The sequence below is a fragment of the Rhizobium sp. BR 317 genome (assembly GCF_047445835.1).
Classification (GTDB): domain Bacteria; phylum Pseudomonadota; class Alphaproteobacteria; order Rhizobiales; family Rhizobiaceae; genus Rhizobium; species Rhizobium paranaense.
In genome coordinates, this window is sequence record NZ_JARWLB010000001.1 from 351457 (window position 1) to 373297 (window position 21841).

The 21841-nt window shown below is 60.0% G+C and carries 19 protein-coding genes; 3 read left to right on the plus strand and 16 right to left on the minus strand.

All coding sequences use genetic code 11. The features are described 5' to 3' along the window. Positions 1-54: 54 nt before the first annotated feature. A complete protein-coding gene (gene yajC, locus QD357_RS01695; RefSeq protein WP_107107891.1) occupies positions 55-402 on the minus strand; it encodes a preprotein translocase subunit YajC in 348 nt (115 codons plus the stop codon). A 206-nt stretch (positions 403-608) separates the two neighbouring features. Here yajC and QD357_RS01700 point away from each other — a divergent pair, with 206 nt between their 5' ends. After that, entirely contained in the window at positions 609-1481 is an 873-nt protein-coding gene (locus QD357_RS01700; RefSeq protein WP_107107890.1) for an ATP-binding protein, read from the plus strand. Between the two features lie 78 nt (positions 1482-1559). On the opposite strand, the gene QD357_RS01705 is transcribed toward QD357_RS01700, so the two are convergent. The 13 genes from QD357_RS01705 to QD357_RS01765 form a co-directional block, all read right to left on the minus strand. After that, positions 1560-3338, minus strand: coding sequence for a peptidoglycan DD-metalloendopeptidase family protein (locus QD357_RS01705; RefSeq protein WP_414123941.1), 1779 nt, complete (start codon positions 3336-3338; stop codon positions 1560-1562). Positions 3339-3509: 171 nt separating this feature from the next. After that, positions 3510-4163 (minus strand): protein-L-isoaspartate(D-aspartate) O-methyltransferase, encoded by a 654-nt coding sequence (locus QD357_RS01710; protein ID WP_107107888.1) that lies wholly within the window; start codon positions 4161-4163, stop codon positions 3510-3512. After that, positions 4160-4933, minus strand: coding sequence for a 5'/3'-nucleotidase SurE (gene surE, locus QD357_RS01715; RefSeq protein ID WP_107107887.1), 774 nt, complete (start codon positions 4931-4933; stop codon positions 4160-4162). The genes QD357_RS01710 and surE overlap by 4 nt, the downstream gene beginning before the upstream one ends. 71 nt (positions 4934-5004) lie before the next feature. Next, the gene (gene serS, locus QD357_RS01720; protein ID WP_107107886.1) at positions 5005-6288 is read right to left on the minus strand and encodes a serine--tRNA ligase; all 1284 of its coding nucleotides are present in this window, start codon (positions 6286-6288) and stop codon (positions 5005-5007) included. A gap of 100 nt (positions 6289-6388) precedes the next feature. Then, a complete protein-coding gene (gene tatC / locus QD357_RS01725; RefSeq protein WP_107107885.1) occupies positions 6389-7216 on the minus strand; it encodes a twin-arginine translocase subunit TatC in 828 nt (275 codons plus the stop codon). Further along, positions 7213-7899: a Sec-independent protein translocase protein TatB gene (gene tatB / locus QD357_RS01730; protein WP_107107884.1), complete on the minus strand. Its 687-nt coding sequence runs from the start codon at positions 7897-7899 to the stop codon at positions 7213-7215. The genes tatC and tatB overlap by 4 nt, the downstream gene beginning before the upstream one ends. Before the next feature lie 55 nt (positions 7900-7954). Continuing rightward, positions 7955-8155 (minus strand): twin-arginine translocase TatA/TatE family subunit, encoded by a 201-nt coding sequence (locus tag QD357_RS01735; RefSeq protein ID WP_107107883.1) that lies wholly within the window; start codon positions 8153-8155, stop codon positions 7955-7957. A gap of 248 nt (positions 8156-8403) precedes the next feature. Beyond that, positions 8404-9102, minus strand: a complete 699-nt coding sequence (scpB, locus tag QD357_RS01740) for an SMC-Scp complex subunit ScpB (RefSeq protein ID WP_107108134.1) — start codon at positions 9100-9102, stop codon at positions 8404-8406. Between the two features lie 40 nt (positions 9103-9142). After that, positions 9143-9988 carry a segregation and condensation protein A gene (locus QD357_RS01745; RefSeq protein WP_107107882.1) on the minus strand — a complete coding sequence of 282 codons (846 nt, stop codon included), beginning with the start codon at positions 9986-9988 and terminating at the stop codon, positions 9143-9145. Positions 9989-10012: 24 nt separating this feature from the next. After that, positions 10013-11026 carry a beta-N-acetylhexosaminidase gene (nagZ, locus tag QD357_RS01750; RefSeq protein ID WP_107107881.1) on the minus strand — a complete coding sequence of 338 codons (1014 nt, stop codon included), beginning with the start codon at positions 11024-11026 and terminating at the stop codon, positions 10013-10015. A 113-nt stretch (positions 11027-11139) separates the two neighbouring features. Next, the gene (locus QD357_RS01755) at positions 11140-14010 is read right to left on the minus strand and encodes an SPOR domain-containing protein (protein WP_107107880.1); all 2871 of its coding nucleotides are present in this window, start codon (positions 14008-14010) and stop codon (positions 11140-11142) included. Between the two features lie 62 nt (positions 14011-14072). Next, positions 14073-15833 carry an arginine--tRNA ligase gene (argS, locus tag QD357_RS01760; protein WP_107107879.1) on the minus strand — a complete coding sequence of 587 codons (1761 nt, stop codon included), beginning with the start codon at positions 15831-15833 and terminating at the stop codon, positions 14073-14075. Between the two features lie 54 nt (positions 15834-15887). Continuing rightward, positions 15888-17105: a deoxyguanosinetriphosphate triphosphohydrolase gene (locus tag QD357_RS01765; protein WP_107107878.1), complete on the minus strand. Its 1218-nt coding sequence runs from the start codon at positions 17103-17105 to the stop codon at positions 15888-15890. Between the two features lie 312 nt (positions 17106-17417). On the opposite strand from QD357_RS01765, the gene erpA reads away from it, so the two are divergent. Both erpA and xth read left to right on the plus strand, forming a co-directional pair. Further along, positions 17418-17750 (plus strand): iron-sulfur cluster insertion protein ErpA, encoded by a 333-nt coding sequence (erpA, locus tag QD357_RS01770; protein WP_107107877.1) that lies wholly within the window; start codon positions 17418-17420, stop codon positions 17748-17750. A 129-nt stretch (positions 17751-17879) separates the two neighbouring features. Beyond that, positions 17880-18665, plus strand: coding sequence for an exodeoxyribonuclease III (gene xth, locus QD357_RS01775; protein ID WP_107107876.1), 786 nt, complete (start codon positions 17880-17882; stop codon positions 18663-18665). 116 nt (positions 18666-18781) lie between these two features. Here the strand turns inward: xth and exoR are convergent, their stop codons facing one another. Both exoR and QD357_RS01785 read right to left on the minus strand, forming a co-directional pair. Next, on the minus strand, positions 18782-19585 hold the full coding sequence (gene exoR, locus QD357_RS01780; protein WP_107107875.1) for an exopolysaccharide production regulator ExoR: 804 nt from the start codon (positions 19583-19585) through the stop codon (positions 18782-18784). A 706-nt stretch (positions 19586-20291) separates the two neighbouring features. Continuing rightward, positions 20292-21545, minus strand: a complete 1254-nt coding sequence (locus QD357_RS01785; RefSeq protein ID WP_107107874.1) for an OmpP1/FadL family transporter — start codon at positions 21543-21545, stop codon at positions 20292-20294. Positions 21546-21841: the final 296 nt, after the last annotated feature.

Sequence of the window (21841 nt, forward strand, 5' to 3'; positions counted from 1 at the left end):
TTCGAAACTGCGCGCTAACGTGGCAAGCCGCTTCGGCCCGCCTACCCGCCAAGCTTACGCAGCGTCAGCCTTGACAGGCTCGCCCTTGACGCGGACTTCCGAGATAGCGCTGCGGACAACGCGGATGCGGACGCCTTCGGCGATTTCGACTTCCAGTTCCTTGTCGTCGACGACCTTGGTGACCTTGCCGACGATGCCGCTCGTGACGATCTGGTCGCCGCGGCGGATATTCTTCAGGACTTCCTCACGCTTCTTCTGCTGCGCGCGTTGCGGGCGGATAAGAAGGAAATACCAAACCACCATCAGCGGCACAAACAGGATGATCATTTCAAAGCCGGAACCGCCGAAGACGCCTGCGGCTGAATCTGTCGCGCTCTGCGCATATGCGTTGGTGATAAACATCGAGAACTCCCTTGAACTCCTTGCGGGAACAGGCCCCGCGTCAGGTGGCCGGAATATAGTTGTGATCATTGCGAATGCAACAAAAACAGCCGCGAACCGTACTGTTTTCCAGGCCTCTTAGCCTTTCGGGGCCAGAAGGAGCATGGTACCCGGCAGCACAGGGAGCATTTTACTCTTTTCCCGACTAACGTTCTGGAGGAAAAACGGTGACCGAAGATCAAAACACGCTGATCCTTGCAGAAGTCCGCCGTCTCGCCGACGCGCTTGAACGCCTCGCCGGCCCGGCGCCGGCTGTCAACGATTGGAACGCCGCCGATTGCTTCGTCTGGGTACCTGCCCGGCTCTATCTGCAGCCCGTTGCCCGGCCGAACCGCGTGGCACTGACCCTTATCCGAGGCGTCGACCATGTGCGCGATATTCTACACGAGAACACGCTGCGCTTCACCGAAGGCTTCGCCGCCAACAACGTGTTGCTTTGGGGCGCGCGCGGAATGGGCAAGTCGTCGCTCGTCAAGGCCGTGCATGAGGATGTACGCCGCGCCACCGGCGTCTCGCTGAAGCTGGTCGAAGTGCATCGCGAGGACATCTCCTCATTGCCGGTGCTGCTCGATATCCTAAAAGCCGCGCCACATCGCGTCATCGTCTTCTGCGACGACCTTTCCTTCGATCACGATGATACCGCCTACAAGTCGCTGAAGGCGGCGCTGGACGGCGGTGTCGAAGGCCGGCCGGACAATGTGCTGTTCTACGCCACATCGAACCGCCGTCACCTGCTGCCTCGGCATATGATGGAAAACGAGCAATCGACGGCTATCAACCCTTCGGAGGCCGTCGAGGAAAAGGTATCGCTCTCCGATCGCTTTGGCCTCTGGCTCGGTTTCCACAAATGCAGCCAGGAAGATTATCTACAGATGATCGACGGCTATGCCGACTACTTCAAGCTCACCCTCGACCGCGCCCAGATGCACCACGAGGCGCTGGAATGGGCAACGACACGCGGCGCCCGCTCCGGGCGCGTGGCGTGGCAGTATATCCAGGATCTCGCCGGCCGGCAGCGGATCATGCTGGAGCGGGATTGACCTCCGCCTTCCAAGGCTCAGAACGACAAAAAGCCCGGTGGTAGCCGGGCTTTTTGCAGACTCCTTGAGACGCACTACCTATTCAAGGAACGTCATTGGGTTGACCGGGGCCGAATTCTTGCGGACTTCGAAGTGAAGCTGCGGCTGCTTGACATCACCGCTCATGCCGGAGGTGGCGAGCGTCTGGCCACGCTGAACCTTCTGGCCACGGGCGACGCTGAGCGCATCGGCATGGCCGTAGACCGTGACCGTACCGTCGTCGTGACGGACGAGGACGGTGTTTCCAAGTTCCTTCAGGCCGTTGCCGGCATAGATGACGACGCCGTTTTCGGCGGCCTTGATCGGCGTACCTTCCGGAACCGAGATGTCGATACCATCGTTGCGGCTGCCGTTGACGTTGGAGCCATAGCCGGCGATGACCGCGCCACGGACCGGCCAGCGATATTTGCCGATGCCGGTCGCTTCCGGTGCATCAGCCTGCACGTCGGCCTTGGCGGCGGCGTCGCCGACGGACTGGGTCGGCGCTGCGGATGCAATCGCCTGCGGCTTGGCGGCATCGGATGCCGGCGCTGCGGCCATGGCCTTGGGCGCTGCCTTTGCTGCCGGTTCTGCGGCTGCGGTCTTCGCAGCGGCGGTTTTCGCACCCGGCTTTGCGGTCGGCTCAGCAGCGGCCTGCTTCGGCTCCATAGCCGGAACGGCAACCGACTTGACAGCGGACTTCTGCGGCTCGATCGAGGCGGTTTTCACCGGATCGGGCTTGACCGGCGCGGCTTCGGCGATCGCGCCACCATGCGGCAGCTTCAGCGTCTGGCCGATACGAATGCCGCCGCCCTGCTGCATGTGATTTGCTTGCTTGAGCTCATCGACGCTGACGCCAGCGCTCTTGGCGATCCTGGCGAGCGAGTCACCCGGCTTGACGATATAGGTACCGTCGCCCTTCGGCAGCGGACCCTTGCCGTTGCCGGCAGCGAGCTTGCTGGGATCGGCGAGGCCAGCCTGTGACTTGCCGCGCATCTGGCCGTTGGAAGGTAGCACGACGGCGTCCTGCTCCGGAGTCTTGACCGGCGCCGGCATCTTGCCGCCCTTAGAAAGGTCGGTCGCTTCCGAGGCCATTTTGGCCGGGCTCGGGGCGCCTGCGCCGTTCATGGTCGGGATGATGATCTGCTGACCCGGCTGGGCGCTGGCGCTGTTCTTCAGGCCATTGGCGCGCAGGATTTCCTTTTCCGGAACGCCATAGCGGCGCGACAGCAGGTTTATGTTTTCGCCCGGACGCAGCGTGACGCTCGGCGCATTGACCGCTGTCCAGCCGGATGAAGATGCCGCGGCGGGCGCAGCCTTGATCGTGCCGGTCGGCATCGCATCAGGAGCCAGAGCCGGCTCAGCGCGGGAAACTGCTGCCTTGCCACGCGATGCGGGGAACGGCTGCGCCAGCGCTTCGGCTTCCCCCTTGGAGGCGACATGCGTGCGCACCGGCGCTGCGGAGGCAGTCGGGGCTGCAAGCTCGGTACGCTGGATCGCAACGGGAGCGGTCGATACGCGAGCACTCGAATAGGATGGATTGTACCGGGCCGGAGAATTCGGATAAGGCCGCGTAACCGGTGCGTTCTGCTGCGAGTAATCCTGCTGCTGATAGCCGCTGCCCTGAGCGAGATCGACACGCGGCACGGGATCGCCGTCCGGCCCATTCAAGCCGCGACGGTTGATCGAACCGGTCGTCACCTGATCAGGAGAGCCCGCAAAGAGCCCGCTGAAGCGCGTCGTGTCCGAACTACAAGCTGTCGCGGTGCTCGCCAGGAGAATGGCCACCAGGACTTTCCCTGCCGATTTACCGAAGTTTGACGAAAGACTGAAACCCATGACTCGACCCACTTGAGACGCAACCGATTTGTGGGTCAATTAAAGCGCGTTAATCTTACCATGCGGTTAAAGCACTGGTGCCGCATGTGTTTTTTTGAGGAATTGCTAACCATAGAAGATGAATCCCGCATTCGCAGGGATCCTTCGAAGGATTTCAATCTAAATTAGGCCTCAAAGATAAGAGGCGAGCATCGGCACGATCGGCTGATAGGGAACGTCGAACAGTTCCTCGCGCTCAAAGCGGCTGCCGGTCTTGGTGAGACGCACCATACGGCAAACATTGTCTGAAAGTATCAACGGCGCAATCATCGACCCGCCGGAAACCAGTTGCTCCGCAAAGAAGCGTGGCATGGTGGTGAAGGCCGAGGTCACCAGGATACGATCGAAGGTACCCTCACCCGGCATGCCGACGCTGCCGTCAGCCTGGCGGATGATGACGTTGCGCAGGCCGAGCGTATCCATGCGCTGCTGCGCTGCCGTCGTCAGGGTCTTGTAGCGATCGACCGTCAGTACCCGCTCGACGATGCGGCCCATGACGGCGGCAGTGAAGCCGCTGCCGGTGCCGACCTCGAGAACGCGATGGCCGGGCTTGACCTTCAGACTATGCAGAATGCGGACGACGAGATCGATGCCTTCCATGAAGGCACCGCATTCGATCGGAATCGTTCGGCTGGAATAGGCATCATCGGAAAATTGCGGCGGCACAAAAGGAAGGCGCGGCGTCTGTTCGACGGCCGTCATCAGATCGATGTCCAAAATGCCTTCGGCTCGCAGCCGCAGCACAACGGCTGCAAAGCCTTCCTTCTCGAGCAAACGAGCTGTCAATCCGCTACTCCGTACCCGAGCGCCCGCGCCACGCGGTCTTGCGCTGAATAATCCGTCAAATCGAGTTTCAAAGGAGTTACCGAAATACGATTTTGTTTCAAGGCATGGATATCGGTGCCCGGCCGAAAGATGCCGCTGCGTTCGCCGAAGCGCAACCAGTAATAGGGGAAACCACGGCCGTCTGCCCGTTCCTCGACCTGGAGGTTGAAGGCAAGATTGCCCTGCGCAGTGACCTCGGTGCCCGAAACTTCGTCCGGCCGGCAGTTCGGGAAGTTCAGATTGAGAAAGGTACTATCGGGCAAATCAATATCGATGAGCTTGCCGAGAAGCGCCGGCGCATACGCCTCGACCACTTCCCAGGGAACGACGCGTGTCCCATTCTCGTACACATAGGCCTGGCTTAGCGCGAAGGAGCGCACGCCCTGCAACGTGCCTTCGATGGCGCCGGCAATAGTGCCCGAATAGGTGACGTCGTCGGCAACATTGGAGCCGGAATTGACGCCCGAGAGCACCAGGTCCGGCTTGATATCCATAACCTGACGGATGCCCATGATGACGCAATCCGTCGGCGTACCGCGCAAAGCATATTGCTTGTCGGAGACTTTGCGCAAGCGCAACGGTTCGGAAAGGCTCAGCGAATGGGCAAGGCCGCTTTGATCCGTCTCCGGCGCAACGATCCAGACGTCATCGGACATGGTGCGGGCGATGCGCTCCAACACGGCCAGTCCTTCGGCATGAATGCCGTCGTCATTGGTCAGAAGTATCCGCATTGCCCCCACCGCTCAAAACATGACCTCGAAAAGTGCGAAGCGGTTTTCGGACAAGATCATGTCACGTCAAATCAGGCTGCGCGCTCGATTCTCTTCAGACCACCCATATATGGCAGCAGTGCGTCCGGAACAGTGACCGAACCATCCTCGTTGAGATAATTCTCGACGACTGCGATCAGGCAGCGGCCGACGGCGGTGCCGGAACCGTTCAGCGTGTGCACGAATTTCGTGCCCTTGTCGTCCTTACCGCGATAGCGGGCGTTCATACGTCGCGCCTGGAAATCGCCGCAGACCGAGCAGGAGGAAATCTCGCGATAGGTGTCCTGCCCCGGCAGCCAGACTTCCAGGTCGTAGGTCTTGCGGGCGCCGAAACCCATATCGCCGGTCGAGAGCGTCATGACACGGTAATGCAGGCCAAGGCGCTTCAGCACTTCCTCGGCGCAGGCGGTCATGCGCTCGTGTTCGGCAATCGAGCTTTCGGCATCGGTGATGGAGACGAGTTCGCATTTCCAGAACTGGTGCTGACGCAGCATGCCGCGTGTATCGCGGCCGGCCGAACCCGCTTCTGACCGGAAGGACGGGGTCAGCGCGGTGAAGCGCAATGGCAGCTTCTCCTGATCGAGGATTTCGCCGGAGACGAGATTGGTCAGCGTCACTTCGGCGGTCGGAATCAACCAGCGGCCATCCGTGGTCTTGAACAGGTCTTCGGCGAATTTCGGCAATTGGCCGGTGCCGAACATGGCCTCGTCGCGCACCATCAGTGGAGAGCTGACTTCGGTGTAGCCGTGTTCACCCGTATGAAGATCCAGCATGAATTGGCCGAGCGCCCGTTCCAGGCGCGCAAGCTGCGAGGTCAGCACAGTGAAACGTGAGCCGGAGAGCTTGGCAGCGCGCTCGAAATCCATGTAGCCGAGCTCTTCGCCGATCTCGAAGTGTTCCTTCGGCTTGTGATTCCAGGTCGGCTTGGCGCCCCAGGCATGCTTGACGACATTGTCATGTTCGTCCTTGCCGACCGGCACGTCATCGAGCGGAATATTGGGAATGCGCGACAGGGCGTCGTTGAGTTCGGCCGTCAGAACGCGCTCTTCTTCTTCCGCTGCCGGCAGCAACGTCTTGATCTCGGCGACTTCGGCCTTCAGCTTTTCGGCAAGCTCGGTGTTCTTCTGCGCCATGGCCGCGCCGATTTCCTTCGAAGCGGCGTTGCGGCGAGACTGCATATCCTGGACGGATTGAATGACGGAGCGGCGCTTCTCGTCGAGCGCAATGAGGCTTTGCGACAAAGGCTCGGCCCCGCGCTTGGCAAGCGCTGCATCCAAAGCCTCGGCATTCTCACGAATCCATTTGATATCAAGCATCGTCGTTCCAGGTCGTTGCACATGAGCATAGCTCCGACCGAGATTTCGGTCGGAGATCGAACCGGCAAAACCCTATGAAAAGACGATGCAGACCTGCCGCTCAGACACTATCCGTCTTGGCGACATCGGACCTTTCGCCACTCTCCTCGAGAGCTTGCCGGGCACGCTGGCGTTCCACGAGTCGCGCCGCGTAGATGGAAATCTCGTAGAGAAGGATTGTCGGCAGTGCAAGGCCGATCTGGGACATCGGATCCGGCGGCGTCAGCACCGCGGCAACGATGAAGGCGAAGACGATCGCGAACTTGCGCTTTTGCGCCAGCCACTGCGAGGTCAGCAGGCCAACGCGCGCCAGCAGCGTGGTGATGACCGGAAGCTGGAAGACGAGACCGAAGGAGAAAACCAGCGTCATAATGAGGCTGAGGTATTCCGAGACCTTCGGCAACAGCGCAATGCCCACCTGACCCTCGGCCGGCGCCTGCTGCATCTTCAGGAAGAACCACATCACCATCGGGGTGAAGAAGAAGTAGACGAGCGCTGCGCCCATCAGAAACAGAATCGGCGATGCGATCAGGAACGGCAGGAAGGCAGAACGCTCATTCTTGTAGAGCCCGGGCGCAACGAACTTATAGATCTGTGCGGCGATGATCGGGAAAGAGATCACTAGCGCACCGAACATGGCGACCTTCACCTGCGTGAAGAAAAACTCCTGCGGCGCGGTATAGATCAGCTCGGCCTTGGTGACATCGAGATGCGCCCAGACGACAGCCCATTTATAGGGGTAGACCAGATAGTTGAAGAGATGCTTGGCAAAGGCAAAACATCCGATGAAGGCAATGAAAAACGCCACCAGCGACCAGATCAGCCGCGTGCGCAATTCCATGAGGTGTTCGATAAGCGGCTGCGGCTTATCGTCGATATCACCCGTCATGCCTGGTCCTTCTTCTTAGGCGTTGTTTTGCTCGCCGTCGGGCGCTTCCTGGGAGCTACAGCGGCGGCAGCAGGAGCATCGACAGTGGCCGCCGCGACCACCTTGCGGGGCGCACGCTTCGGCTTTTCCGCGACAACCGAGGTGTCCACCACCGCAGCGGCGACCTCGTCGGTCTTGCCCGGCGCTTTTGCCCGAGGCTTGCGAACGGTTTTCGGCTTGGCAGGTGCTTGTTCAGCAACGACGACCGGTTGCGGCGGCGTCACCGAAGCTGGCGAAGCAACCGGCGCTGCCTCACTGGCTGCGGGAATGATCGGAGGCATTTCCGGCAGCCCCATTGATGGCTCGGAAACGGGCTCCCCCGGCGTCGATGTTGCCGCAGCAGGCGTCGAACGCTGCAGGTCGGCCTTGATCTCGTTGCCCATCTGCCGCAGCGGGTTCATTGCTTCCCGCAATGAATTGACCGGATTGAGCTTTTGAGCATCGGAGATCGTCTGGCGCACATCGTCCAGCTCCGCCTCGCGCATGGCCTCATCGAATTGTGCACGGAACTCGCCCGCCACTTTTCGCGCCCGCGACGTCATCTTGCCGATTGTCCGCAGCGTTGTCGGCAGTTCCTTAGGGCCAATGACCACAAGCGCCACGACAGCGATAACCAGCAGCTCAGACCAGCCTACGTCGAACATGAAAAGGCTCCTGGGCCGACAGCGAGCATTTCAGCTCCCTGCGTGCCCGACATGATTATTTCGATTCGTCGGCCTTGTGTTCAACCGTGCGGGACGTCGTCTGAGTTGGCGTCTCATCCTCGTCGCTCATGCCTTTTTTGAAGCTCTTGATGCCCTTGGCTACGTCACCCATCAGCTCCGGGATCTTTCCACGGCCGAACAACAACAGCGCGATGGCCAGGACAATCAGCCAGTGCCATATGCTTAGAGAACCCATTGCGATAACTCCCAATTTCAACGTCTTCCCGATGTAAGACGTTTACAGATGTTTTTCAAACACCAAAATGTACTGCATCGGCGCATATGGGGATAGCGAACGCCAAAGCCACGGCCGAGCATCCCCAACTGAAGAGAACGACTTTCATATTAGTCTCTTCTAATGGCAAAACCGAGACTTGACATTACTGCCTGGAAAAAAGCTTTACCGCAGCCGATCGGCCCGTGGATGTGCTGGCAATGCCCGCTTCAGTCGTCCGAAGCGCCGCCTGGCGCCAGGAGACCGAGTTCCTCCAGATCCAGTTGCGTGATCGGATCTTCGTCCTCGGTCAATTCGTCGCTCATCAATGGCGACGGAATATTGAAATTGGCGGGAATACGGCCCGAAAGCAGCCCTGCCCCCTTCAATTCCTCGAGACCCGGCAGGTCGCGCAGCTCTTCCAGACCGAAATGATCGAGAAAATCTCGTGTCGTACCCAGCGTCACCGGCCGGCCCGGCGTGCGCCGCCGGCCGCGAAAGCGCACCCAGCCGGATTCCATCAGCACGTCCAGCGTCCCCTTTGACGTCTGGACGCCTCTGATATCTTCGATCTCGGCGCGCGTCACCGGCTGGTGATAGGCAATGATGGCCAGGACTTCGAGCGCGGCACGCGAGAGCTTCCGCACCTCATTGTCATCGCGGCGGATGACGAAGGAAAGATCGGCGGCGGTGCGAAACGCCCAGGCGCCGTCGATCTGTATCAGATTGACGCCACGGCTCGCGTAATCAGCCTTCAGACGCTGCATGATGGAGTGGACATCGACGCCGCGCGGGACGCGATCAGCGATGAAGCCTTCGGACACCGGCTGGGCGGACGCGAAGACAAGGGCCTCTGCGATGCGTTCGGCCTCACGGAAAAGGCCGGTGTCATCGTCCCGCACTGCCGGTGCAGCCGGTTCATCGTCCATGCGGTGATCGTCGTCCGGGCCGCTCACATTCGCTCCTGTTTTATTCCGCCGCCTCGAGTTCAGCATGGTTCGGTCCGCGCCGCATATAAAGCGGCTGAAACGCGCCGTCCTGGCGAATTTCCAGCTTACCCTCGCGCACGAGCTCCAGAGAGGCCGCAAAGGCGCTCGCGATGGCGGTAACCCGCTCGCTCGCGCTGGTCATATAGCGCAGCAGATAGTGTTCCAAGGCCGTCCAATCGGTGATCTCACCGATCATGCGGCTGAGAATCGTGCGGGCATCGACCAGCGACCAGACGCGGCGGCGCTCGATCGTCACCTGCGTGATCGCCTGACGCTGGCGCAGGCCAGCATAGGCGGTCAGCAGATCGTAGAGGCTGGCGTCATAGGCCGATTGGCGACGGTCGGGGATATGTTCGGGCGCTCCGCGGGCGAAGACGTCGCGGCCGAGACGATTGCGGTTGACGAGGCCAGTCGCCGCATCCCGCATGGCTTCGAGACGCTTCAGCCGGAAAGCGAGCGTCGCGGCCATTTCTTCGCCGGTCGGACCGTCTTCCTTGCTCTGCTGCGGAATGAGCAGCTTCGACTTGAGATAGGCGAGCCAGGCAGCCATGACGAGATAATCGGCCGCAAGCTCAATCCGGATCCGGCGGGCACGTTCAATGAACAACAGATATTGCTCGGCAAGCGCCAGCACGGAGATGCGCGACAGATCGACCTTTTGATTGCGGGCAAGATGCAGCAGAAGGTCGAGCGGGCCTTCGAAGCCGGCAATATCGACCACCAGCGCCGGCTCATGCATGCCGCGCTCGGTGCCATTGTCCTGCCACAGCTTGTCCATCGGCGCTTGCGCATGCAGGCTCTTTTCCGTGCCGTCCACCTTGTTCACCCGTCAGATCCCTGGAGTTCGGTCCTATGCCACTGCAAACATCGCGTCGAATTCGGCGCGGATCGAAGCCTCGTCGGCGCCGTCATTGCGGCCAAAAGCCGCCTCGACCGCTTTCGCGCGCGAAAGCGAGGTGCCGGTCAATGCCGGAACATTGCGCACCACCTGCCGCATCTCATCCATGACGCCGTTGCAATGCAGCACGATATCGCATCCGCCCGCAACAATATTCGCCGCACGCTCGCCGATTGTGCCGGCAAGAGCGTTCATCGAGGTATCGTCGGAGAGCAGCAGCCCCTGGAAGCCGATATGGCCGCGGATGATCTCGTCGATGACCTTGCGCGACGTGGTCGCCGGATTAGTGGGGTCGATATCGGTAAAGACGACATGGCAGGTCATTGCCATCAGTTCGTCCTTAAGCGCCACAAAAGGCGGAAAATCATGCGCCTCCAGCTCCGCGCGCGAGACCGTGACGACCGGCAATTCATGATGCGAATCGGCAAAACCACGGCCATGGCCCGGCATGTGCTTCATCACCGGCAGCACGCCGCCGGCCTTGAGCCCTTCGGCGGCAGCGCGTCCCATCTCCGTCACCGTCACGGGATCGCCGCCATAGGCGCGATTGCCGATGACGTTGCTCGATCCTTCGACCGGGACATCAAGCACCGGCAGGCAATCAACGTTGATGCCGAACTTCAGGAGATCGAAAGCATGCAGCCGCGACATCAGCCAGGCGGCGCGCAGGCCCTGTTCGCGGTTCTGGCTATAGATATCGCCCAGCGCCTGACCGGACGGATAGTGCGGTAGGATCGGCGGGCGGATGCGCTGCACCCTGCCCCCTTCCTGGTCGATCAACACCGGCGCATCGCGGCCGACGCTGTCGCGCAACGAAGCGACGAGATCGGCGATCTGCGCAGGCTCGGAAATGTTGCGTCCAAAGAGAATAAAGCCCCATGGCTGTTCCGACTGATAGAAGGAACGCTCTTCGGGCGTGATGGAATGGCCGCTACAGCCGAGGATCATGGATTTTGATTCGGTCATGTTCGAATCATAAAGGCCGCCCCGCGAAATGCGAATAACCTCAAACCGAGATACACAAAAGAAAACGGCGAGCCTTAGCCCGCCGTTTTCCACAATCGTTCGGCCTTGATCTCTTACTTCGAGATCAGGCAGGTGCCGCCTGCGGCGCGGTAACGCTGGCAGATGTCGGCAGCTTCATCCTTGGAGCCGGCGACGACGCGGACGCGATAGTAGGTGCCTTTCCCGGCGATATCGGCTTTACGAATTTCGAGCGGGTGGCCACCGATAACGCTGGCGAACTTGGTCTTCAGGTTGGCCTGCGACTTCTGCGCTTCCGCCTCGGAAGGCAGCGAAGCGATCTGCACGCCGTAAGCACCACCGGCACTTGCCGATGCAGCCGGAGCCGGCTGGGCCGCAGCCGGGGTCGCCGATGCGACCTGCTGAGGCTTCGGTTGAGCCGGAGCCGGGCGAGCGGCGGCATTATTCGTGGCAACGGCAGGGGCAGCCGCGGGAGCCTTGGCGGGCTGCTGTGCCGGACGCGATGTGGGAACCGGAGTGGTCTTCACAACACGGATCGGCGTGCTTTCGGCACTGGCCGCATCGCCATCGTCCGACTGAGCAGCGGCCGGTTGCGAGGCCTGCGTGTCTGCCGTCGACGGGCGAAGATCGGCGGAAGCGACCTGACTACCGACCGGCGGTTTTACGGCGGGCGTCTTCGGTGTCGAAGCCGGAGACGCTGCCGTCGTCGTATTGTCGACAGCCGGCTCCTCACGAGCAACCAGCGAGCCATCCGGCTTGACGATCATCGTGCGCACCTTGCGCGGCGACACCGAGGGGACCTGGGCGTCGTCGTTGGCGGCAGTGTTGGCATTGTTGCCGTTCTGGTTCGGCAGCAGCCTCGGATCCTCGGTTTCGCCGACCGGCGTCGGAGTGACCTGATCTTCGCTGCCATCGTCAGGCGACACGGATTCGGGGATCAAGGTCTTCTGGACGACATCTACCGGCTGTTCGTTGGAGGAAACCAGTTCCTTCTGCTTCGGCGCAGCAGTGCTGTCGCCGGCTACGCGGTCGTAAACAGCCTTGTCCTGATTGGGAACAACCGTGCCGCCTGGATTTTCCGGAGCGACCTTGACCGGATCGGCATCGGCCGTGATGACGCGCGGCTCGCCGGAGAAGCTCGAAATCGGCGAACCGTGACGAACCCAGCCGTAGACGCCGTAGGCGCCGAGACCCAGAACAGCGATGACCGCAGCGGCGGTCGCCATGCCACGGAACGAACGCGCCGGACGACGGCCGGCTACAGCCGCCGGGTTCAGCGTCATGCGGGCGACGTTGTCGACCGGATTGGAGGCTTCACGGTAGCTGCGGCGGAAGTCCTCTTCCAACGCCCGTTCGAACTCGTCGAACTCTTCGGCAGGCTGTTTGGCCGTCGGAGCGGGTTTTGCAGCCGCATTCTTGGACCAGGATGGAGTCGTCGTGCTGCCCAGGGCCGCGGCTACAGCCGGCTTGATCGGCTCGGGAGCAACTTCCTTGGCGGGCGAGCCAAATAGGCTTGCCATCTCCGAATCGATGTCGAAATCATATTCCGGCGGCACCACGATCGGCTCTTCCGGCTCGACCGGCGGCAGGTTCGGAACATGGGAGCCTTCGAAATTCTCGACGCGCTCTTCGGTATCGGAGATTTCGGACGGATCGAACGGCAGGGCCTGATCGGCATCGAGAACAGGCACGGCCTTGCGCGTCACCGGCGCTGCGGCAACGGCAGCCGGCGGAGCCGTATGCTGCGGAGCCGGCTCTGGGCGCGGGGATTGCATGAGGCTGGGCGCAGCCGCTGCGGCAGTCATTGCGGCGGCCGTGGCGACGGGAGCCGCTAGAGGCGCAGCCATCGGCGTCGCCCGAGAGACAACTGGAGCAGGCTGCGGCGCGGCCATGGGAGCAGGCGCCGGCTGCGGGATCGGAGCAGACTTGCTCGTTTCGGCGAAATCGAGCTCGGCGAGCTCCATCTCGATATCCGCGAGGTCGAACTCGAAGTCCTGGCCGGCGAAGGGATCGTCGGCTTCCAGAGCGATCGGTTTCGGCTCTTCGCGCTGCGGAGCCGAAACAACGGGAGCAGTCACTACTGCAGCGGGGACGTGCACAGGTGCTGCCGGCGCCTTGGGCTGCAGGTCGAAAATATCGAAGCTCGGTTCAACCTTCGCTTCCGGTGCGACGCCTCTGGCAGGAACCGGATAGCGGTCGACATCGGCCAGCAGATCGTCGATTTCAGCAGAAAGAGCCGCAGCATCCATCGGGACCGGCGCGACGGGCTCCGGCGCCTTGGCGAACGGTACGTCCGGTTGAGCCGCGACTGGCTGGGACTGAGGGGCGTCCAGCATCATCGGCAGATCGAAATCGAGCGCCGTTTCGATGGGTGATTGCGCCTGGACAAGAGGCGGCGCGACCGGAGCTTGCGCCACAGGCTTTGCTTGCGCCGGAGCCGCGACGGTGAAATTGGCAATCGGCAGCCGCACGGTGGCGGCAGCGGACTGCGGCGTCGGCGCAGGCTTTGGAGCCGGAGCTACCGCCTGCGGGGCCGGAACAGGCTGCGGAGCCGGTGCGGGCTGCAAGGCCGGCGCGATCGACATTTCGAGTTCGTCGATCAGATCGCGTGCACCGACCACTGGCTTGGCTGGAGCCACGGCCTGTGGCAACTCGACAAACTGGGGTTCCGTGCGCGCCGGCTCTACCGGATGCGAGAGCTGAGCTTCGCCGGCAAAAGGCTGATCTTCCGGCGAAACCGGAATGTCATCAGCAGGACTCAAACGAGGCGCATCATAGCGTTCGAATTCTCGCAAGAGTTCATCTTCGAGATCGAAGGCCGGCTCTTGTCGCTGAGTTGCGGGCGCCGCCTGCGCGGCAGGCCGCGGCTCGAAACCGACGATGCGGGCGAGTTCGGCAAGCGGATCATCATCCGCAAAGAACTCGTCGTTTCCGCTTGCGCGATACGCCAACTGTTTTTCTGCCATCACCCAATCCACTCGCAAACGCTACAGATAAATGCCAGCGCAATGTGGGTAAATGGTGACGTTTATCGCATTTCATCCGGTGCTGCGGTCCCGGTTATACCAAGACCTGACTTCAAAACCGACGCGACAGCGTGCACCAGCCCAAGTCTGGCAATGCTTAATTCTCGGTTCTTATCGTTAACAAATCGTAATTCAGGTAAATCTTTACCTTTATTCCAATGTCCGTGGAAGGAACTTGCCAGATCGTAAAGATAAAAAGCGATGCGGTGAGGCTCCTGCGACTGAGCTGCAGCCTCGACGATTCGCGGGAATTCCGCAATCTTCGCAATCAACTGTAATTCGGCCGGATCGGAGATCGTGCCGCTGACCGCTTTTGCCAGATCGAGCGAGGCAATATCGAGATCCGGGAAGGCTTCCTTAGCCTGCCGGAAGACCGACATGCAGCGCGCATGGGCATATTGCACGTAGAAGACCGGATTGTCCCTGGACTGTTCCGTCACCTTGGCGAAGTCGAAGTCCAAGGGCTCTGAATTTTTCCGGTACAGCATCATGAACCGCACGGAATCACGGCCGACCTCTTCGACGACATCACGCAGCGTGACGAAATCGCCGGAGCGCTTCGACATCTTCACTGGCTCGCCGTTGCGGAACAGCTTGACGAGCTGGCACAGCAGCACCGTCAGCTTCGCCTGACCATCCGAGACCCCGCGCGCCACGGCTTCCAGCCGCTTGACGTAGCCGCCATGGTCGGCGCCGAGAATATAGATCATCTCGTTGAAGCCGCGGTCGAACTTATTCTTGAAGTAAGCGACATCGGCGGCGAAATAGGTATAGGAACCATCCGACTTGATCAGCGGCCGGTCGATATCGTCACCCACTTCCGTCGAACGGAACAGGGTCTGCTCGCGGTCTTCCCAATCTTCCGGCAACTGTCCCTTCGGCGGCGGCAGCGCACCCTTGTAGACATATCCCTTAAAGGTCAGGTCGTTGATCGCAGTGCGGATCAGGGCCGCGCCATTGGCGTGCAACGTCCTCTCGGAGAAGAAGACGTCATGATGGACGTTCAACGCTTCCAGGTCAGAACGGATCATCGCCATCATCGCATCGATGGCACGCTCCTTGATGATCGGCAGCCACTGGTCTTCCGGCATGCCCCGAAGCTTGGTGCCGAATTCCTTCGCCAGCGCTTCACCGACCGGAACAAGATAGTCGCCGGGATAAAGGCCCGCCGGGATGTCGCCGACCTGCTCGCCGAGTGCCTCGCGGTAACGGAGGAAGACCGAGCGCGCCAGCACGTCGATCTGCGAACCGGCGTCGTTGATGTAATATTCCTTGGTGACATCATAGCCGGCAAAACCGAGCAGATTCGCCAGCGCATCGCCGACGACGGCGCCGCGGCAATGGCCGACATGCATCGGCCCCGTCGGATTGGCGGAGACATATTCGACATTGACCTTCTGGCCGGCACCAAGGGTCGAGCGCCCGAAATTCTGGCCTTCGGAGATCATCGTCGCCAGCAGGCGCTGCCAATAACCGACCGAAAGGCGAATATTGATGAAGCCTGGGCCGGCTACCGAAACCTCGGCAACATCGGCATCTTCTTTCAGCTTGGTGATGATGATCTCAGCGAGCGCGCGCGGATTCGTGCCGAGCGGCTTCGACAGCACCATGGCCGCATTGGTGGCGACATCGCCATGGCTAGCGTCTCGCGGCGGCTCCACGCCGACACGTCCGAAGTCGAGTTCGGATCGCTTTTCTTTCACAATATCAATTTGTTCCAGAGCGTTCTTAATTCTGACTTCGAAATCGGTGAAAAGGTTCATCATATTGTCCACGCATAGCTTGGGCGGGCCCTGTCGGCCCGACGCCGCCGCTGCCTACCGCAAATCGGGAGTCTGGTCAAACAAACGCCTGTGGGCACTGATGGCATAGGTATCGGTCATGCCGGCCAGGTAGTCGCCGACATGACGGGCCTTGGCGGCAACGGCGAGGCCGGCAATATGGTCTACCCAATAGTGGCTCTGCATCTCCTGCGGATTGCCCATATAGGCTTGGAACAGATCAGTGACGATCTGCGCGGCACCGGCGCGGATGCGCATGATATCCGGATGGCGGTAGATGCGCTTGAAGAGCATCTGCTTGATCTGCTTGTCCGTCTCGGCCATTTCCGCAGAGAAGGTGGCGATGATGCGGCCGGCGGCGCGGATATCGGCAACGCTGCCCGGTCTGATCTCGCTGAGCGCTTGTTGCGAAACGGAGATCACGTCCTCCACCATGCGGGTGATTTGCCGGCGCATGATCTCATGGGTGAAGCGGCTCGGCTCCAGATGCGGATAGAGCGCCCTCACCTCGGCCATCAGCGCCGAAAGAAATGGAATTTCCTCCAGCATATCGAAGTTCAGATAGCCGGAGCGCAGGCCGTCATCGATGTCATGCGTATTGTAAGCGATGTCGTCGGCGATCGCCGCGACCTGGGCCTCGAGGCTGGCAAAAGTCGCGATTTCCAGATCGTGGATTTCGCAATAATCGAGAATCGGTTGCGGCACCGGGCCGCGCGTTCCCTGGCCATCTGATGTCAGCAGCGGACCGTTGTGCTTGACCAGTCCTTCCAATGTCTCCCAGGTGAGGTTCAAGCCATCGAATTCGGCGTAACGCCGCTCGAGCTTAGTCACGATCCGCAGCGATTGCGCATTGTGGTCGAAGCCGCCATAGGGCAGCAGCACCTCGTGCAGCGCGTCTTCGCCGGTATGGCCGAAGGGGGTGTGGCCAAAATCGTGGACGAGCGCCACGCCTTCGGCGAGATCCTCATCGAGCTTCAGTGCGCGCGCCAAGGCGCGGGCAATCTGCGCCACCTCGATAGTATGCGTCAGACGCGTACGGTAGTGATCGCCATCCTGCGCGATGAAGACCTGCGTCTTGTGCTTCAGCCGCCGGAAAGCGGTCGTATGGACGATGCGGTCGCGGTCGCGTTGGAAATCGGAACGCGTCGGGCTCGACCCCTCTTCGTAAAGCCGTCCACGCGATTCCCTGGGATCGGTCGCATAGATAGCCCGCTCACCATAACCGAAACCCAATGCATGCCTGTCGATCGTCATTATCCATCCATTCCGGCTTCAGAACGCCGCATTCGATTGAACGCGCAAAGGCCGCTCCATTCCCTCTAATCCAAAGCATCGTCTCCGCATTTTGATGATGCCATTCCAATACGGGATGCTCTGGCCCATTGACGCCGCTTTACGGCCTTCATACCTATACCGGAGAGAAACAGCAAAATGGCGCATGGCTCAACCCTATAACCATAGCTGTCACCGAGCGCACTTTCATGATAAAGGCTATGGATATCAGCCGTTTGAAAGTCGGACGGCCCATTGGTTCTCTCCGGATCTTGACCCCGGCAGGAGGAAGGCATGACTGAGACAAGTGTAACTCTATCGGACGCAGCGGCAAAGCGAATCGCCGCGATCGTCAGCGCCGAGGCCGGCAAGCGAGCGCTCCGCGTCGCCGTCGAAGGTGGCGGCTGCTCCGGATTCTCCTATAAATTCGATCTTGTCGACGGACCACAAGACGATGATATCGTTGTCAAAAAAGACAACGCTACGGTCCTGATCGACCAATTGTCGCTGGTTTACATGGCGGGCTCCGAGATCGACTTCGTCGACAATCTGCTTGGCCAGTCCTTTCAGATCAAGAATCCGAATGCGGTCGCAAGCTGCGGCTGCGGCACGAGTTTTTCGATCTAAGGCTCCTGTTTTTCCAACGATGAATCACCGGCCGGAAGCTGTTGCTTACGGCCGGTTTTCGTTTGAACGGGTGGCCAAGGCCGTCTGCTGCGGATAAAAGAAAAATCAAAGCAGAGGAGCCTTCCCTTCATGAAGATCGCCACCTGGAACATCAACGGCGTCAAGGCGCGTATCGAGAACCTATGCCAGTGGCTGAAGGACTCCGATCCGGACATCGTTTGCCTGCAGGAGATCAAGACAGTCGACGAAGGATTTCCGCGCTTCGAGATCGAGGCGCTCGGCTATCACGTCGAAACGCATGGCCAGAAGGGCTTCAACGGCGTCGCGATCCTGTCCAAGATGAAGCCCGACGAAGTGACCCGTGGCTTGCCCGGCGACGAGGCCGACGAACAGTCCCGCTTCATCGAAGCGGTGTTTTCCGTGCCGGAACATGGCGCGTTTCGCGTCTGCTGCCTGTATCTGCCGAACGGCAATCCCATCGATACGGAAAAATATCCCTATAAGCTCGCCTGGATGGAGCGCCTGCGGAAATTCGCAGTCAGCCGCCTGGCACTGGAGGAGCCAACAATCCTCGCCGGCGACTATAACGTCATTCCGGAACCGCATGATTGTTTCGATCCCAAGGTCTGGGAAAACGATGCGCTGTTCCTGCCGCAAACCCGGCAGGCTTTTCGACAGCTCGAACATCTCGGCTTCACCGATGCGGTGCGCGCCACAACGGATGAGATCAAGCTCTATTCCTTTTGGGATTACCAGGCCGGCGCCTGGCCGAAGAACAACGGCATTCGCATCGATCACCTGATGCTATCGCCGGAAGCGGCCGATCGCCTGACCTCGGCTGCAATCGAAAAGCATGTGCGCGCCTGGGAAAAGCCGTCGGACCACGTTCCCGTCATCGCGCACTTCGATTTCTAGAGCAATTCCAGGAAAAGTGCGAAGCGGTTTTCCGCCTGGAATGCGTAAAAACAAAGAGATAGAGCGGGAAAGCGATTCCGTTAAACGCTGAACCGCTCTAGGCCTGAAATCGGAGATTATTCGGCGCCGGCGACATCCAGTTGATGCGCCATGGACACGGCGACGCGACGGTCATCCTCGTTGGCGATCGAGAAGGCCTGCTCCTGCAGGTCCTGCATCCACGTACAATCCTTCGGCTTGCACTTGTCGAGCGCCGCCGTCATGAAGGCGAGGCCACGCACGGACTGGCCCTCCTGGAAGAGAATATTGCCGAAGACGGCCATTGCGCCGGGATGGCCGCTCTTACGGGCCTGGTTCAGCCACTTCTTGGCCTGCTGCACATTGGCTGCGCCGCCCTCACCCGCCAGCATCATCTGCGCAAGCTGGAACTGCGCCTCCGGAACGCCAAAGGTCGATGCGACCTGGAAATAGAGCTGGCGTGCCTGATTGAGATCGATCTTGACCGGGCTGTTGGCAATGCCGGTCTTGTAATAGTTGGCGAGTGCGAGCAGCGCGTTGATGAAGAAGCCGGTATCTTCGGAGCCGGGCTCCACACCCTGCTGGGCGATCTCGCTATAGATCTTGAAGGCCTCGAAATTGTCCTGGGTCACGCCATCCCCGTCGGCATACATATTGGCGAGCGCCCAACGCGAGCCAGTGTGGCCCTTCTCGGCGGCGTAACGATAGGCTTCGACCGCCTCTTCCTTCTGGCCGTTCTTGTAGGCCCGGAAGCCGAACTTGAAGAGATCGAAAGGCCCCGATTCCTTGGTGACACCCGCATTGATGTCGAATGCCAGGGCCTGGCCTGCGAGCGCCACCGAAGTGGCAAGCGACAGGCTGAGCATCATCATTCTCGCTGATATGAACTCGGACTTAAACATAACAGTCGATTTCTTTCGCTCCATTCGCATCCGCAACGGTGATCCCACCTGCACCGTAAGGCCTGCGAATGTATTCCCTACCGGCACGTAAACCAGCGAGATCCCCATTTAAGGAAGTCTGCAGGGTACCAGCCCAACACCGTTCGCCACATTTCCGAGCGTAGTCTGAAATTATGTCCAAACGAGCATCCACGCTGGCACGATCACATTTCGCTCTTGAAGCAGCCCGCCGCTTTACTGTCGAAAAAGAGAGACTTGCGATCGAACGAGTTCTTGATTCCTTCGGGAAATAATGCGTTTCCGGCGGCATCGTGAACGCCGTCGTTCCGATCCCGGATTGCTCTTTTTCCTGAGGTGTAAACTGACCCATCAACCGTTTACGCACTTTCCACTAAGGCTTGCCCCTTTGCCCGCATAATCGGTGCTCCCCATTTGTGGCGGGAAATGGACAAATTGGGCGCCGGATACACGCCCGTAATCTGTTGAAATAAAGTGTTGCCGATTCGTCACAAAGAGTTTGCCGATCTTGAGGTTTCGTTAACCACGAAACGGTAGGCGGGACGATTTTGCGGGTCGTCTTTGAGAATGGCTGAGCGCTGAAGCTGGTATTAAAACGCCGCGAGACCGAAAAGGGCTCGCGGCGCGGGAATCGCTGGAAGCGGCGAGGATCAACCCTCGGAACTTGCTTCAGCTCAATGGTTTAGGCTCAGAATCTGACCTTCATCGACGTCGACAGCGCAGCGACCAAATCGTTGCCGAAGCTATAGGTCGCATCATCGCCATAGGTGATGCCGTTGGAGGTGATTTCGCCGGATTTGCCGCTGGTCAGCAGGCCCAGCGCGCCGGCGAAGGTGAACTCGACATGCTCGGTGGGTTTGTAGGAAACGCCGGCGCCGAGCGTCCAGGTGTCCGAGCTCAGGCCGTAACCCTGGCTGGTGCCACGATCCCAGCTCAAGCTGAGCGCGCCGCTCCATTGGTCATTGAACTTGTGGCCGATACCGCCGGTGATCGTCCAGCCGTCCTGATAGAGCAGATCGAGTGAGGTGAGCTCAGTCGCACCACCCGTATGGCAGGATATGCCCCGCGTCGAGGTCGGGCAAAGCGCGATGCTCTGCAGAACGCTCCAGTTGGTCCATTTGACCGAACCGAATGCCAGCCAGTCCGGCGCGATGCCGGTCTGCACCTTCCATTCCAGCGAGTCCGGCGCATCGGCTGAACCGAAGACAGAGGTGGATTTGCCGAAGAACGCACGGACGGGCGGCAGTTCCGTCAGATCGACGGTGCCCTTGAGGTTATCGTATTTGACCCGGCTGTTATAAACGAGGCTGGTACGGAGGGCGTATTCCGGGATCTCATAAGCGAGACCGGCGCGCCAGCCCCAGCCATGGCCATCGACATCCAGCGAGCCGACACCATCATAGACAGCGGAAAACGGAGCAGGAACGACGGAAACCAGACGGGACTTGAAGCCGCTGACTTCCTGATAGAAGCCGCCGCCGATCAGGCGCAATTGACCCGGACCGGCATCGAACTTGTAGGAGCACGTCGCCGCGTAATTGTGCGTACGCACCTTGGTTTCGATTTCATTGTTGGCGCCGGCCCAGTTCAAGCCCGGATTTGTATGGGCGCCGAACGGCTCGGAATAATCGGCCATGCAATCGATGTCGTCGGTGATGCCGATCTTGAAGCCGATATAGGGCACGGCGTAATTTTCGGTGGCATCGGCCGAATTCGGGCGGCCATTGAGGTTGCCGTCCGCCGCATTGATGTCCTTTGCATTCTTCAGCTTGCGATCGGGCATTACATAGGTCACGCCGGACTCGAAAACGTAACGCCCCTTATCGAAGAGCAAGTCGATATCGTAGCCAGCACGATCGAGCCCGCCCGCAAAAGCGGCGCTGGCGAATGACGAGCTGATAATGAATGCAAATGCGCCCCTCAGCGCAATACGAAATGCCATTGTGTCTCCCCCACTTGCGTATTCGTTGATCCGATTGTTGCGACGATCACCCGAATTGGCAATGCGGCGCCGGCTATCCACAATGTTGCGACATATTGACTGACTTACGTAAGAAAGTGATCTGCACGCCCAATCACAGCCAAGTTTAGGCATTTTTGCTTCTCTAATGTTTATTAGGGGCCCCAAGTAGATTATTATTCCTCATAGCAACAGTTCTGTTACAATCTGACAACAGTCTTGCTTTTCAAGAAACCCTACCAATTTAGGGGTAACCATTCTTACCTGTGCGAAGCTGG